At 69.2% G+C, this 13,525-nt stretch carries 15 protein-coding genes; 7 read left to right on the top strand and 8 right to left on the bottom strand.

What is annotated here, in order from left to right:
- The first annotated feature begins 53 nt into the window (after positions 1–53).
- Positions 54–437 (top strand): hypothetical protein, encoded by a 384-nt coding sequence (locus AB0K15_RS13745; RefSeq protein ID WP_364049214.1) that lies wholly within the window; start codon positions 54–56, stop codon positions 435–437.
- 13 nt (positions 438–450) lie between these two features.
- Here AB0K15_RS13745 and AB0K15_RS13740 read toward each other — a convergent pair whose 3' ends face one another.
- Positions 451–1,023, bottom strand: a complete 573-nt coding sequence (locus tag AB0K15_RS13740; RefSeq protein ID WP_364049212.1) for a class I SAM-dependent methyltransferase — start codon at positions 1,021–1,023, stop codon at positions 451–453.
- A gap of 55 nt (positions 1,024–1,078) precedes the next feature.
- On the opposite strand from AB0K15_RS13740, the gene AB0K15_RS13735 reads away from it, so the two are divergent.
- Positions 1,079–1,870, top strand: coding sequence for a helix-turn-helix transcriptional regulator (locus tag AB0K15_RS13735; protein ID WP_364049210.1), 792 nt, complete (start codon positions 1,079–1,081; stop codon positions 1,868–1,870).
- Here AB0K15_RS13735 and AB0K15_RS13730 read toward each other — a convergent pair.
- Positions 1,821–3,389, bottom strand: a complete 1,569-nt coding sequence (locus tag AB0K15_RS13730) for a phospholipid carrier-dependent glycosyltransferase (protein ID WP_364049208.1) — start codon at positions 3,387–3,389, stop codon at positions 1,821–1,823. The genes AB0K15_RS13735 and AB0K15_RS13730 overlap by 50 nt on opposite strands.
- A 54-nt stretch (positions 3,390–3,443) precedes the next feature.
- On the opposite strand from AB0K15_RS13730, the gene rsmI reads away from it, so the two are divergent.
- The 3 genes from rsmI to AB0K15_RS13715 are packed head-to-tail and all read left to right on the top strand — an operon-like array spanning position 3,444 to position 5,263.
- Positions 3,444–4,271 (top strand): 16S rRNA (cytidine(1402)-2'-O)-methyltransferase, encoded by an 828-nt coding sequence (gene rsmI / locus AB0K15_RS13725; protein WP_364049206.1) that lies wholly within the window; start codon positions 3,444–3,446, stop codon positions 4,269–4,271.
- Complete coding sequence (locus AB0K15_RS13720; RefSeq protein WP_364049204.1) at positions 4,268–4,840, top strand: hypothetical protein; 573 nt, start codon at positions 4,268–4,270, stop codon at positions 4,838–4,840. The genes rsmI and AB0K15_RS13720 overlap by 4 nt, the downstream gene beginning before the upstream one ends.
- A gap of 24 nt (positions 4,841–4,864) precedes the next feature.
- Entirely contained in the window at positions 4,865–5,263 is a 399-nt protein-coding gene (locus AB0K15_RS13715; RefSeq protein WP_364049202.1) for a hypothetical protein, read from the top strand.
- Here the strand turns inward: AB0K15_RS13715 and AB0K15_RS13710 are convergent.
- The gene (locus AB0K15_RS13710) at positions 5,252–5,722 is read right to left on the bottom strand and encodes a QsdR family transcriptional regulator (protein ID WP_364049930.1); all 471 of its coding nucleotides are present in this window, start codon (positions 5,720–5,722) and stop codon (positions 5,252–5,254) included. The genes AB0K15_RS13715 and AB0K15_RS13710 overlap by 12 nt on opposite strands.
- A gap of 182 nt (positions 5,723–5,904) precedes the next feature.
- On the opposite strand from AB0K15_RS13710, the gene AB0K15_RS13705 reads away from it, so the two are divergent.
- On the top strand, positions 5,905–6,864 hold the full coding sequence (locus AB0K15_RS13705; RefSeq protein ID WP_364049200.1) for a zinc-binding dehydrogenase: 960 nt from the start codon (positions 5,905–5,907) through the stop codon (positions 6,862–6,864).
- Positions 6,865–7,130: 266 nt separating this feature from the next.
- Here AB0K15_RS13705 and AB0K15_RS13700 read toward each other — a convergent pair whose 3' ends face one another.
- The 5 genes from AB0K15_RS13700 to AB0K15_RS13680 all read right to left on the bottom strand — a co-directional run bounded on the left by AB0K15_RS13700 (position 7,131) and on the right by AB0K15_RS13680 (position 11,559).
- Complete coding sequence (locus AB0K15_RS13700; RefSeq protein WP_364049198.1) at positions 7,131–8,381, bottom strand: aminodeoxychorismate synthase component I; 1,251 nt, start codon at positions 8,379–8,381, stop codon at positions 7,131–7,133.
- Positions 8,382–8,425: 44 nt separating this feature from the next.
- Entirely contained in the window at positions 8,426–9,037 is a 612-nt protein-coding gene (locus AB0K15_RS13695) for a GH25 family lysozyme (protein WP_364049196.1), read from the bottom strand.
- Between the two features lie 95 nt (positions 9,038–9,132).
- Entirely contained in the window at positions 9,133–9,897 is a 765-nt protein-coding gene (locus tag AB0K15_RS13690; RefSeq protein ID WP_364049194.1) for an ABC transporter permease, read from the bottom strand.
- Positions 9,887–10,879: an ATP-binding cassette domain-containing protein gene (locus AB0K15_RS13685; RefSeq protein WP_364049192.1), complete on the bottom strand. Its 993-nt coding sequence runs from the start codon at positions 10,877–10,879 to the stop codon at positions 9,887–9,889. Before AB0K15_RS13685 ends, AB0K15_RS13690 begins: the two co-directional genes overlap by 11 nt.
- Before the next feature lie 92 nt (positions 10,880–10,971).
- Entirely contained in the window at positions 10,972–11,559 is a 588-nt protein-coding gene (locus AB0K15_RS13680) for a helix-turn-helix transcriptional regulator (protein ID WP_364049190.1), read from the bottom strand.
- A gap of 62 nt (positions 11,560–11,621) precedes the next feature.
- Between AB0K15_RS13680 and metG the strand changes: the two genes are divergently transcribed.
- A complete protein-coding gene (gene metG, locus AB0K15_RS13675) occupies positions 11,622–13,415 on the top strand; it encodes a methionine--tRNA ligase (RefSeq protein WP_364049188.1) in 1,794 nt (597 codons plus the stop codon).
- Positions 13,416–13,525 lie beyond the last annotated feature (110 nt).

Genomic DNA, 13,525 nt, shown 5'->3' with positions numbered 1-13,525 from the left:
ATTCGGTGGCGCCGTGCGGGATGATCGGAGCATGACGACTCTTCGAAAGGGCCATGGCGCGTAGACCGCCCGCCGCCGTCCGGGCGGCGCTTCCGGTGAGGCCGCGCCAGGGCCGCCCGTTCTCGGTCATCGCCGGGTTGCCACGCTGGGTTCTGGCCGACGTCCACCGCGTCGAGGCGACCGTCCTGGGGCCTGGCCGCGTCGCCACCGCAGTCCGTGATCTGCGCGAATACGCCCGCGTGGCCCACCGCACCGGAGCTTCACGGACACTCGGCTGCCAATGCTGCGAACCTGACACCCGCTGGACACTCGCGGAAGCTCTGCGCGCACTGCCACCGCGAAGCCGCAAGGCTCTGCGGGCCGTCGTCGAGACGTCCGACGAGGAGATCCGCCGCAAGACCCTGCCCGACCCGACCGCGCCGGCGGAGTGGCCGTGATGGCAGCGTCGAATCAGCTACTGCGCTTCACCGCCGAGAACTCCAGCCGTTCCTTCGGCCGGTGCTTCACCTCCACCTCCCCGAACCCCGCCGCCGACAGCCGCGAAGGCAACGTCGAGGCGTCGACGACGTTCATCGTGTCGCCGAGGTGCAGCAGGCGGAAGCGGAAGCTCAGCTGACTGTCCGTCCCGCAGTACACGCCGTCTGGGCGCAGCACGCGGAACGCCTCCGCGAAGATCGAATCCTGCAGGTCAGCGGTGGGCACGTGGTGCAGCATCGTGAAGCACACGACGGCCGAGAAGCACCCCGCGTCGAAGGGCATGTCCGCGCCGCTGCCCTCCACGACCGTGGCGCGCGAGCCGAACTCCGAGCGCAACAACCCGGCCGAAGCCGGGTCGATCTCCAGCACCGTCAGGCGCGGGACGGCGTCGAGGAGGACGCGCGTGGTGGCTCCGAAGCCGGGGCCGATTTCGAGGACGTCGTCGCCCAGGTCGAACTGCGCGAGCCACGGCGGGAGCACCTGGGCGACCATCGACGCCCACTTGTCGGAGGAACACAACCGGCGGTGGATCAGGTTCATGGGCATGCCTCAAACGGTAGAAACCGCCAAGCGTGACCGATAGGCGATAGGCTGCCAAGTCATGTCGTGGGACGGTCACGCGGGGGCGATGCTCCTCGGTGAGCTGCGGTTGCCCGCCGGGGCGTGGTACCCGTGGCACGAGCACCCGGTGCACCAGCTCGTCTGGGCCGCCGCGGGCGTGGTCGCCGTCGGCATCGGTGAGGCGCACTGGGTGCTGCCGCCGACGCGTGCGTTGTGGGTGCCCGCAGGCGTGCCGCACCGGACGGGTGCCGTGGCCAACGCGGAGCTGCGCGGCGTCTACGCGGATCCGCAGCGTTGCCCCGTCACGTGGGCGCAGCCGCGGATCGTCGCGGTGGGACCGTTGCTGCGGGAGCTGCTGGAGTACCTCACGGGCAACCCGGCGCAGGCCGCCCGCGAACGCGCCGAGGCCGTGGTGTTCGACGTGCTGGAGCCGGTGGACGTCGCGCCGATCGTGGTGCCGTCGCCGGAGGATCCGCGAGCGCGGGACGTCGAGGCGATGGTGCTCGCCGACCCCGCCGACCGCCGCGGGCTGGCCGAGCTGGGCCGAGCTGTCGGGGCGAGCGAGCGGACGCTGGCGCGAGCGTTCGTGCGCGACTGCCGCATGACCTTCGGGACCTGGCGCACGCAGGTAAGGCTGCGGGCGTCGCTGCCGTTGCTCGCCGAAGGTCTGCCGATGACGACCGTCGCGCACCGCGTGGGGTACGCGACGGCGAGCGCGTTCGTCGCGGCGTTCCGCCGGGCGGTCGGGGTGCCGCCCGGGGCCTACTTCACCGCCGCAACCGTCATCGCCAAGACGGCAGCCACATCTCCGCGTTCCATTGCGCGGTCGTGATCGGCACCCCGTTGAGGATCGGCCACAGCCACACGAAGTTCGCGACCACGAGTCCCGTGTAGAGCGCCACGACGAGCAGACCGGTGCCCCGCCGTTCGAACCCGCGCCGGGCCCCGCCGAGGACCTGCCCGAGCACCAGCACGAGGCCGAGCACCAGGAACGGTGCCATCGGCGTGGCGTAGAAGAAGTACATCTGCCGGTCGATGTTCGTGAACCACGGCAGCAGGCCGGCGAAGTAGGCCGTGAGCACGGCGGCGTAGCGCCAGTCGGCGCGGAAGATCCAGCGCCACAGGCCCCAGCCGAGCATCGGCAGCGCGAGCCACCACATCGCGGGCGTGCCGATCAGCATCGTCGCGCCGACGCAGCGCGACTCGCCGCAGCCGGTGACGGCGCCGTCGTAGTAGTAGAGCATCGGGCGCAGGCCCATCGGCCACGTCCACGGCTTCGACTCCCACGGATGCGGGTTGTCCTTGGGGGTCAGCAGCGTCTCGTGGAAGTGCAGGACGTTGAGCGTGTAGTCGCCGAGGGAGCGCAGCGCGGGCGGCACCCAGGCGAACAGACCGGGGTCGATGTCCTTGATCTCGGTGTAGTGCCGGTCGGTGGCCGTCTCGCTGGCGAACCACGCCCAGAACGCCGCCAAGTACATCAGCAGCGGGATCGCGACGATCGCCCACAACGCCGGCGCGACGTCGCGCCGGATCGTGCCGACCCACGGCCGCTCGACGCCCGCCGCGCGCCGGGCCGCGACGTCGAAGAACACGGTGAGCAGGCCGAACGCCGCGATGTAGTACAGCGCCGACCACTTCACGCCGAACGTCAGCCCGATCATCAGGCCCGCGGCGAAACGCCACCAGCGGAACCCGAGCTTCGGCCCCCAGACGGACTCGTTGACCCAGCCTTCGCGCACCGCGACGGCCAGCCGCTGCCGCACCTGGTCGCGGTCGCAGAGCACACACGCGAACGCCGCCAGCACGAACAGCGCGATGAAGATGTCCAGCATCCCCATGCGCGACTGCAGGTGCAGCACGCCGTCGCTGATCACGAGGACGCCGGCGATTCCGCCGAGCAGCGTCGAGCGCGTGAGCCGCCGCGCGACGCGGACGGTGAGCAGGATGATCAGCGTGCCCGCGAGCGCCGGCATGATGCGCCAGCCCCAGCCGTTGTAGCCGAACAGCCACTCGCCGATCGCGATGAAATCCTTCGCCAGTGGCGGGTGCACGATGAGCTCGTAGCCGGCGTTGTCCTCGTACCCGCCGTTGCGCAGCATCTGTGCGGCCTGGGGCACGTAGTGCTTCTCGTCGAACACCGGCGTGCCGTGGTCGGTGGGCACCCCGAGGTTCTGCAGGCGCACGACGCCGCCGATCACCGTGAGGATCAGCGTGACGAGCCAGCCGCGCAAGCGGTCGGTCGGCATGCCGCGGCCCAGCAGGGTGGCCTCGCGGTCGGTCGGCGGTCGCAGCGCGTCGACCGGGTCCGGCCGCACGCTCTCGTCGTCGGGACGGGTCAGCAGCGCGGTCACGGGGCCTGATACTACGACCCCGGGTGTGATGGTCGTGTCGTTAGGCTGGCGGGCATGGGACGTCTCGTGCTCGCCGCCACCCCCCTGGGCGACCCGGGCGACGCTTCGGCGCGCCTGGTCTCCGCCCTGGCCTCGGCGGACGTCATCGCCGCCGAGGACACCCGCCGCCTGCGCTCACTGGCTTCTTCCTTGGGCGTCACCCCTTCCGGGCGCGTGGTGTCCTTCTACGAGGACGTGGAGACCTCGCGCCTGCCCGGGTTGCTGGAGGCCCTGCGCTCCGGCGAGACGGTGCTGCTCGTGACCGACGCCGGCATGCCCTCGGTGTCCGACCCGGGCTTCCGCCTGGTCGCGGCCTGCGTCGCGGAAGACCTCCCGGTGACCTGCCTGCCGGGCCCGTCCGCGGTGACGACGGCGCTGGCTTTGTCCGGTTTGCCTTGTGACCGCTTCTGCTTCGAGGGCTTCGCGCCGCGCAAGCCGGGGGAGCGTTCGCGGTGGTTCGCCGCGTTGGCGTCGGAGCCGCGGACGGTCGTGTTCTTCGAGTCGCCGCACCGGGTGGGGTCTCTTTTGTCGGACGCCGCCGCGGCCCTGGGCGCTTCCCGCCGGGCTGCCGTGTGTCGTGAGCTGACGAAGACGTACGAAGAGGTCAAACGGGGCACTCTGGGTGAGCTGGCCTCGTGGGCTGCGGACGGGGTGCGGGGTGAGATCACCGTGGTACTCGAGGGGGCCGTGGCCGCCGCCGTGTCGGTTTCGGACCTGATTTCGGAGGTCTCCGCCCGCGTGGCCGAGGGGGAGCGACTGAAGGCCGTGGCGGCTGAGGTGGCGGAGGCGGCGGGAGTGTCCAAAAAGGACCTTTATGACGCTGTGGTCGCTTCCCGGAAGTGATCGACTGGCCGGCGGGTCCGGTGACTGACATCGATGCGGTGGCACGCGTCTTGCGTGATCGGTACGGGAAGGCCGGCGTCGTAGGCCTGTCGGATGCCGAGCTCGAAGAGGTCAGGCGCGATCAGAACGTCGCCGAGCTGCCGCGGGAGTGGCGGAGGTTCATGTCGCTTATGGGGCGCCGAGTCGGTGGTTTGTCGTTTGAGGACACCGAACTGTTCTATCCGCAGATCCTCGGTCTCAAGACCGAAGCGCTCGACGAGTTCCCGTCGCTTCGCAGCCGGATCGCGCATGCCGATGGCCTCGTCGTGGTCGGCATGCATCAGGAGCGCGAGTTCTACGTCATGGGCGGCCCGCACGCGGCCGGCGTGGAAGTCGTTCGCTATGTCAAAGGCGAAGAGGCGCCGTCGCATGGGTGGTCTTCGTTCACGGAGTTGCTGCAGTACGAGCTTTCCCTCCTGCTCGGCGTCGAGGCCGAGCGCGGCCACGCCACAATGCAAGGCAGGCGCTCGCCCGAGCCGGAACGGCGGCCGTCTGCCTTTGCCCGGTGGCGGCGGAAAGAGCAGCTCTGATGAGGAAGGCGGGCCGGCGAGACGGTGCGCCACGATCCGAACGCAGACGACGCGTGCGGGATCTACCATCTCGCCCTGGTGGTGAGCCGTGACGAATCGGTGCGCCCGCCCATCCTGGCTTTGATCTCGGATTACTCCCTCGGCTACGCTGAAATCGAGGAGGCGTCTTGCGACAGTGAACTGATGAGGGAAAAGTCCGTCCGGGAAGTCTCCGAAGGGTTCGTGTTCTATGTCGAAGCACTGGAAAGAGCCTCCCCCAAGAGGATGATTCTCACCTGTATTGATTTGATCTCACTGTGTGGTATGCACTCGGAGAAGGCTGCTTATTTTCTGCGATCGATCGTGGACGATCCACGTTTCTCTGAATATCGAGGAAGAATATCGTTTTTGATCAGTGAGATTGAGGGGGTATCAGCTCAGTAGGGCTGACACGGCAGCGTGCGCCTTCGCGGCGTCGGGTTCGTCGCCCGTGATGATGTCGGTGTAGATGAAGGATTCGCCGAGGCGGACGAGGATGTAGGCGAGGTCTGGGGTCGGCAGTGGGGTGGTCAGGCGGCCGGCGGAGATCTCCGCAGAAAGCAAGTCCGTCAGTTGAGCGATGGTGCGCGACTGGACCACGCTCGCCTTCGTGGTCAACAGACGCAGTGCGCGTTCTGGTTCTCGCTGCAGGAAAGTGCGGAAGGCTGCGGACGAGTTCACCGTCGAGACAAAAGCTCCGATGGCGTCGGCGATGCCAAGGGCGCCGCGGCCGGTGAAGGTGACGTTGCCGAAGACCGCCGATGTCTCGGACCACAGGATCTCGCCCAGGAGGTGGTCGCGGCTGCCGACCCAGCGGTGGAGGGTGGCGCGGGAGACGTCCAGCTCTAGAGCGAGCTCGCGCATGTCCACGCGGCGGCCCGAGAGGAACCACGTGCGCGCGAGAGCGAAGGCGGACGCGGGGTCTGGGCGGGAGGGGAAGGGCGTGTCGATGGTGCGAGACGTTACCACAGAGTGTCGCAACAGTGAGACATCTGGCAGAATGTCTCACCGAAGCGGTCCGCGAACGAAGAGGTGGCGAAACCAAGATGCGTGCTGTGCAGGTGACCGAGTTCGGCGGTCCCGAGGTCCTGACCCCGGTCGAGCTGCCGGAGCCCACGCCCGACAACGGGCAGGTGCTGATCGACGTCGATCGCGTTGGGGTGAACTACGCGGATACGCATCAGGCGGAGAACTCGTACCTCGCGCCGAGCAAGTTGCCGCTGGTGCCGGGCGGCGAGGTGGTCGGGCGGACGCAGGACGGGAGGCGGGTCGTCGCGCTGCTCAACGGTGGGGGTGGGTACGCGGAGAAGGCGGTCGCCGAAAGCGCCATGGCGTTCGAGGTGCCCGAGGGTGTCGATGATCTCAACGCGCTGTCCATGCTGGTCCAGGGTGCGACCGCGTGGATCCTGCTGCGCAAGAACGCGCACCTCGAGCCCGGCGAGTCCGTGGTCGTCCACGCGGCGGCCGGCGGGGTCGGGTCGATCGCCGTGCAGCTGGCGAAGGTGTGGGGTGCGGGCCGAGTCATCGCGACGGCCAGCAGCGACGAGAAGCGCGAGCTGGCCTTGCAGCTCGGCGCCGACGTCGCGGTCGACTCGAAAGCCGAGAACATGACCGAGACGCTCATGCAGGCCAACAACGGCAAGCGCGTCGACGTCGTCCTCGACATGGTCGGTGGCACCACGACGGACCAGAGCATCGCGGCGCTGGCCCCGTTCGGGCGCCTCGCGTTCTACGGCATGGCCGGCCGCCAGCAGCCCAAGCCCGTGGAGCTGCGCAACCTGCTCGGCCACAGCACCACGGTCACCGGCATGTGGCTGCCGCACGTCTTCCGTCTGCCCGGCAACGTCTTCGGCACCGCGCTGACCGAGCTGTTCACCCTCATCCAGGATGGCAAGCTCCGCGCCATCGCCGGCGGCGAGTACGCCCTCGCCGACGCCCGCGCGGCCCACGAAGCCCTCCGCTCCCGCGGCACGGTCGGCAAGCTGCTGCTGGACCCGCGCAAGTAGCGACCCCCGCTCGGGCGGGTCGGCACGAACGACCGGGTCGCCGGACCACAGCCGTCAAGGCGCGTCTCGGCGGTTGCGGCGAGGGTCGGCAGGACGGGCGCGGATGGGCTTTGTCAGCGGCTGTGGAGCCGACGACTGTGGTGAGGTGTCGGCGTCCGCGACCCCTCGGCGGCGGCTGTGACGTCGCCGACCAGCGCCGGAACCGTGTCGTCCGAGCAGCTCCGGCAGCGGCCGCCGCCCCGTCGAACAGCGGCCCGCGCAAGTAGCTAAACCGCAGGTGGCGTGGCCAGGAGAGCCTCCAGAGGGGCAGCCTTGTGGAGGCACTCCTGCCACTCCGCCGCGCTGTCCGAGTCGGCCGTGATGCCGCCGCCGACGCCCAGGGAAATCCGGGAACCGGAGATCTCGAAGGTGCGGATGGCGACGTTCAGCTCCAGGCCCGCCACCGGCGACAGCATCCCGACCGCTCCCGTGTAAACGCCGCGCGCGGTCGGTTCCAGCGAAGCGATCTCGGCCAGGGCGCGGATCTTCGGGGCACCCGTCACCGAACCCGGCGGGAAAGTCGCCTCCAGCAGAGCAGAATCCGAGACACCGTCGGCCAGCACGCCCTCCACAGTGGACGCCAGATGCCACACCCCCGGCGCCGGCTCCACGGTGAGCAGCGAAGGCACCACCACGCTCCCGACCGCGCACACCCGTCCCAAATCGTTGCGCACCAGATCGGTGATCATCACGTTCTCGGCGACGTCTTTCACCGACTGGCGCAACAAAAGAGCGTTCCCGTCCTCAGCGGGACCGCGGCGCGGCAACGTCCCCTTGATCGGCGTCGAACGCACTCGCCGGCCGTGCCGCGACAGGAACAGCTCCGGCGACAGCGACACCACCGAGCCCCAAGCGCCGGAGACGAACGCAGCGCGCCGGGGCGACAGACGAGCGACGCCCTCCGAGAACAACGCGGCGGGAGATCCCGAGAACGTCCCCGTGAACCGCGTGCAGATGTTCGCCTGGAACAGTTCCCCCTCCTCGATCGAGGCGACGCACGACTTCACCGCCTGCTCGTGCGAGGCGGCAGAAGGCCGTTCAAGAGCCGAAGCAGTCCACGACAAAGAAGCAGAAGAACGCAGCATGCGTTCCACAGTGGACAACAACGGAGCGGGATCATCCGCCAGTGACTCGAACCAGCACGCCCCGGCTGGATCCCACCGCAGCACGTGATCCGCCCACCCCCACGCCGAAGCGGGCGACCCCGTGGAACGCCCCGACGGGTCCGCCGAGTCGTACGACAGGTAACCGAACCACCCGCCCCCGACGCACCCCGGAGGCGCGGCAACCGGTGACGAATCGGGAAACGGCGCCGGCGCAACCCCGACGAACGGCGCCACGACGGCCGCCGACCCGAACCACGACCCGCACAACGCCGCCGGCTGCGGCAACCCCGCGGCAGTCGCGTGAGCCGAAAACAAAGCAACCGCCCGCCAAGGCGGCACATCCGTCGTCAACCGCTGCCGGAAGAACCGCATCCGGACATTCTGCCCCACCGAAAAGCGTCAAAAACAAAACGTGATCAGAGCAGCACGTCCGACATCGCGAACGGATAGACCACCGCGTCCTGCGCGACCGGTCCCGCCACGCCCGGCAGCCCCGAGAACGCGTGCTGGTGCAACCCCAGCCGCGCGTGGAACCAGCCGGGCCGGCCGGGAATGCCGTTGTGCCGCACCAGCCACAGCACCACGTCGGGGTCGGCCCAGCGGTCGGGGTGCAGCCGGTGGGCCCAGCAGTCGTGCCCGGCGTACACGAGCACGCGCCGGATCTGCGCGGCGTGGCGCACGTGCTTGATCCACGCTTTCACGAACCGATCGTCGACGCTGGCAGCGTCCACCTCCAGCGCAGGCGCGAGAGACCCCGGCGCGAACGCCCCCAGCTTGCTGGCCGTCCGCACGAAGTGGTCGGCCTGGTCGTGCACGGCACCCGGCCGCGCGTAGTGCCGCGCGCCCGTGTGGATGCCCGCGTGCTGGGCCGACGCGAGCATGCGCTCGGCGCCGGGGTCACTCCAGTTCACGTTCTCGCTGATCGTCACCGACGCGAAGCGGATGTCGGCGGCGCGCACCGCCGCCCAGTCGAGCACCTGCTCGCGATGGGTGAGGGTGAGCCCACGCTCGCTCTCCGGTTCGGTCACGCTGCGCCAGCCCCACGTCCGGTGAAGTGAAAGGCCACCCTACGTCGGCAAACCGGCCGCGGCGCAAACCGAACCCCGGCGTGTCCAGCCTCCGATCAGGCGTTTTCCCGCTGGAACGTGCGCGTGCCCCACCAGATCGCGAGCACGGCCATCACGAGCACCACCACGCTGCCGGTGAACAACGCGTCCATGGAGTAGTCGCCGCGGAAGCTGTTGCGCTCCACGTCCACCACGTGCCGGAACGGGTTGATTTGCGAAATCGTGTACAGCCACTTCGGCGCCAGTCCGGCCGTGATCGGGATGAGGATCCCGGACAGCAGGAGCAGTGGCATGAGCACCGCGTTGAGCAGCGCCGGGAACGACTCCTCGCTCTTCAGCGTGAGTGCCAGCGCGTACGAGCACGAAGCCAGGGTCAGCGCCAGCAGGAACACGATCAGCAGGCTCAGCAGCACCCCGCCGACCGGCGCGTCGAGATCGAACACCAGGTACGCCAGCACGATGATCAGCACCGACTGCACCACCGCCTGCAACGCGTTGGCCAGCACCTTCCCGAGCAGCAACGCGGCGCGGCTCACCGGCGTGACGCGCAGCCGCTCGACCACGCCGGAGCGGTAGTCGGCCAGCAGCGAGAACCCGACGAACGAGCTGCCGAACAGTGCCAGCTGCGCGATGAGCGCGGGCGTGAGCACCATCCAGCCGTCGACGTCGGACAGCCCCTGCGCGTTGAGCGTCTTCACGAGCAGCGGCCCGAAGAAGAACAGGTACAGCAACGGCTGCATGATCCCGATCAGCAGCCACGCGGGATTGCGCAGCGCCGCGGTCATGTCGCGGCGGAAGATCAGCCACGTGTCAAGCAACACCGGACACCTCCGGGGAGCTCGGCTGCTCGGCGTCACGCAGGGTGCGGCCGGTCAGCGTGAGGAACACGTCGTCGAGCGTCGGGCGCGTGACCTGCATGGACTCCATCACGATGCCCTTCGCGTCGAGTGCGCGCAGCAGCTCCGGCATGGCGGTGTCGCCGCGCGGCACGCGGAAGCGGATCAACCCGCCGGCCACGTCGAACTCGTGCGCGCCGGTGAGCTGCCGGGCGACGTCCGCCGCGTCCGTGGCCACCGACGGGTCGACGCCGATCACCACACCGTCGCCGGAAACCCGGGACTTCAGCGAATCGGGCGTGCCCTCCGCGACGATCCGGCCGTCGTCGATCACGATCAGCCGGTCGGCCAGCGCGTCGGCCTCGTCGAGGTAGTGCGTGGTGAGGAAGATCGTCACGCCGTGCTCCTCGCGCAGCCGGCGGATGTGGTCCCACAGGTTCGCGCGGCTCTGCGGGTCGAGCCCGGTCGAAGGTTCGTCGAGGAACACGAGCCCCGGGTCGTGGACGAGCCCGAGCACGATGTCGAGCCGGCGCCGCTGACCCCCGGACAGCGTCTTCGTGAGCCGCTGGTCCAGCCCCGCCAGGTCGAGCTGCTCGCTGAGCACCGCGCCGCGCGCGATCGCGTCGGCCTTTGACATGCCGTACAGCCGGCCCTGCAGTTCGATCTCCTCGGCGACGCGCACCTCCGGCGACGCGCCCCCGCCCTGCGCGACGTAGCCGATGTTGCGCCGGACCCCCAGCGGATCGGCGAGCAGGTCGTGCCCGCCGACGGTCGCCGTCCCGGCCGACGGCTTCAGCAGCGTGGTGAGCATGCGCAGGGTCGTCGTCTTGCCCGCCCCGTTCGGGCCCAGGAACCCCACCAGCTCGCCGGCTTCCACATCGAGGTCGACCCCCTTGACGGCGTGGACTTCGCCGCCACCCCGGCCTTTGCGGCGGAACCGCCGCTCGAGGCCGCGTGCCGTGATCATGAAGAACCCCTCTCCTCCCAGAGATCAACTAGTCAAAATTGACTAATCGACGAGCACACTGTGCCTGAGCCGAGAGGGCTAGTCAAATTTGATTACTCAGCAGGCTTGCGGAACAACGGTTCGGCGTCGTCCGCCATCGTGTATTCGCCCTTCTCCAGGCGCTCGATCAGCTGCTCCAGCCACGTGTGGCTCGCCCCCGCGATGCCCGCCCACAGTCGGAACAGCTCCACGACGTGCGCCGGCTGGCCCCAGTCGGCCTGCTCGTCGAGCATCAGCCGCGCCCGCCGTTCCTCGCCTTCGAGGTGCACGAGCCGCTGCCGCAGCAGGCTGATCGCGTGCTGCCGGGGCAGTGCGGGCATGAGGCCGATGCCCGCCGACATCTCCGGATGCCCCACCTCGGGGTCGGACAACGCGCGGGTCAGCAACAGCTGGAACTCCTGCTCGCCGTCGTCGGTCAGCCGGTAGGCGACGCGGTCGGGTCCCGAGTCACCCGGCTCGACGTCCACCTTCTCCAGCAGGTTCTCGGCCGTCATCTTCTTCAGCGCGTGGTAGATCGAACCCGGCTGGACGTTCGCCCACTTCTCGGCCGACCAGGTGAGCAGCTCCCGGCGCACCTGGTAGCCGTGCGCCCGGCCGAACATGCGCACGACCCCGAGCACGAGCAGACGCGTCGCCGACACCGCGTTCTCCCTTCGCGTACCGCCCAACAATGCCTTGGACGGTTTCCGTAGGCTAAACAGGTATGAGCACCTCTGTGTTGACAGCGGTGGCCTGGCCCTACGCCAACGGCCCCCGCCACATCGGCCACGTATCCGGATTCGGCGTCCCGTCCGACGTCTTCTCCCGTTACCAGCGAATGGCCGGCAACCGGGTGCTCATGGTGTCCGGGACCGACGAACACGGCACGCCGATCACCGTCCAGGCCGACAACGAGGGCCTCACCCCGCAGCAGACGGCCGACAAGTACACCCGCCAGATCGACGAGGACCTGCGCGGTCTCGGCCTCTCCTACGACCTGTTCACCCGCACCTCCACCGGCAACCACGCCGAGGTCACGCAGCAGATCTTCCTCGCGCTCAACCGCAACGGCTACGTGGTCCCGAAGACCACGCGCGGCGCGATCAGCCCGTCGACCGGGCGCACGCTGCCCGACCGCTACGTCGAGGGCACCTGCCCGATCTGCGGTTACGAGTTCGCGCGCGGCGACCAGTGCGACAACTGCGGCAACCAGCTCGACGCCGCCGAGCTGATCAACCCGCACTCGCGCATCAACGGCGAGACGCCGAAGTTCGTCGAGACCGAGCACTACTTCCTCGACCTGCCGGCGTTCACCAAGACGCTCGGCGACTGGCTGTCGACGAAGAACGACTGGCGCCCGAACGTCCTCAACTTCACCAAGAACCTCATCGACGACATGCGCCCGCGGCCGATCACGCGCGACCTCGACTGGGGCGTGAAGATCCCGCTCGACGGCTGGCGCGACCAGTCGATGAAGCGCTTCTACGTGTGGTTCGACGCCGTGATCGGGTACTTCTCCGCCAGCGTCGAGTGGGCCCGCCGCTCCGGCAACCCCGACGCGTGGCAGGAGTGGTGGAACAACGCCGACGCGCGCTCCTACTACTTCATGGGCAAGGACAACATCACTTTCCACGCCCAGATCTGGCCGGCCCTGCTGCTCGGCCACAACGGCGAGGGCGACCACGGCGGCCAGCCGGGCAAGTACGGCAAGCTGCACCTGCCCGACGAGATCGTGTCCAGCGAGTTCCTCACCATGAGCGGCTCGAAGTTCTCCACCTCGCGCGGCACGGTCATCTACGTGCACGATTTCCTGCGCGAGTTCGGCCCCGACGCGTTGCGCTACTTCATCTCCGTGGCGGGTCCGGAGACGCAGGACACCGACTTCACGTGGGACGAGTTCGTCCGCCGCACGAACTTCGAGCTGGCCAACGAGTGGGGCAACCTCGTGAACCGCTCGATCTCGATGGCCCACAAGAACGTCGGCGCGATCCCGCGTCCGGACGCCCCCACGGCGGCCGACGAGGAGCTGAAGACGCTGTCGCGCAAGGCGTTCGACGTCGCCGGCGCCCACCTGGCCCGCTCGCGCTTCAAGGCGGCGGCGAGCGAGGCCATGCGCGTGGTCACGGCCGCCAACCGGTACCTGTCGGACCAGGAGCCGTGGAAGCTCAAGGACGACCCCGCCCGGCGTGACAGCGTGCTGCACACCGCGTTGCAGGTGGTCAGCGACGCGAACACGCTGCTCACGCCGTTCCTGCCGCACTCGGCACAGAAGGTGCACGAGGCGCTGGGCGGCACGGGCGTCTGGGCCGCGCAGCCGGAGCTGCAGGAGGTCGAGGACCTCGACATCCCGGGCCGGATCAACCCGATCCTCACCGGCGACTACGCGGGCGAGCAGGCCAAGTGGGAGTCGCAGCCGATCGAGGTCGGCCGTCCCCTGCAGAAGCCGACGCCGCTGTTCACCAAGCTCGACCCGGGCCTCGGCGAGACCGGCCCCGACTGGGCGCCGATCGTCAAGTAACCCCAATGTGGCGTTGGTTGCGTTGAGCGCACCCAATGTGGCGTTCGGTGCGTTGAGCGCAACCCAACCCCCAAAGGGGGGGGTGACCAACCCGCCCCCCACCCGGCGGG

Source organism: Amycolatopsis sp. NPDC049253, assembly GCF_040678995.1.
Taxonomy (GTDB): Bacteria; Actinomycetota; Actinomycetes; order Mycobacteriales; family Pseudonocardiaceae; genus Amycolatopsis.
Note: the sequence above shows the minus strand (reverse complement) of the source record. Positions and strands in the feature narration are given on the sequence as shown.

What these genes read in the sequence shown, in the direction of transcription:
- AB0K15_RS13700 (WP_364049198.1), bottom strand. Translation starts at nt 8,381, where the DNA reads ATGCGGTTCTTCCGGCAGCGGTTGACGACGGATGTGCCGCCTTGGCGG.
- AB0K15_RS13745 (WP_364049214.1), top strand. Translation starts at nt 54, where the DNA reads ATGGCGCGTAGACCGCCCGCCGCCGTCCGGGCGGCGCTTCCGGTGAGG.
- metG (WP_364049188.1), top strand. Translation starts at nt 11,622, where the DNA reads ATGAGCACCTCTGTGTTGACAGCGGTGGCCTGGCCCTACGCCAACGGC.
- AB0K15_RS13685 (WP_364049192.1), bottom strand. Translation starts at nt 10,879, where the DNA reads ATGATCACGGCACGCGGCCTCGAGCGGCGGTTCCGCCGCAAAGGCCGG.
- AB0K15_RS13735 (WP_364049210.1), top strand. Translation starts at nt 1,079, where the DNA reads ATGTCGTGGGACGGTCACGCGGGGGCGATGCTCCTCGGTGAGCTGCGG.
- AB0K15_RS13740 (WP_364049212.1), bottom strand. Translation starts at nt 1,023, where the DNA reads ATGCCCATGAACCTGATCCACCGCCGGTTGTGTTCCTCCGACAAGTGG.
- rsmI (WP_364049206.1), top strand. Translation starts at nt 3,444, where the DNA reads ATGGGACGTCTCGTGCTCGCCGCCACCCCCCTGGGCGACCCGGGCGAC.
- AB0K15_RS13710 (WP_364049930.1), bottom strand. Translation starts at nt 5,722, where the DNA reads ATGCGCGAGCTCGCTCTAGAGCTGGACGTCTCCCGCGCCACCCTCCAC.
- AB0K15_RS13705 (WP_364049200.1), top strand. Translation starts at nt 5,905, where the DNA reads ATGCGTGCTGTGCAGGTGACCGAGTTCGGCGGTCCCGAGGTCCTGACC.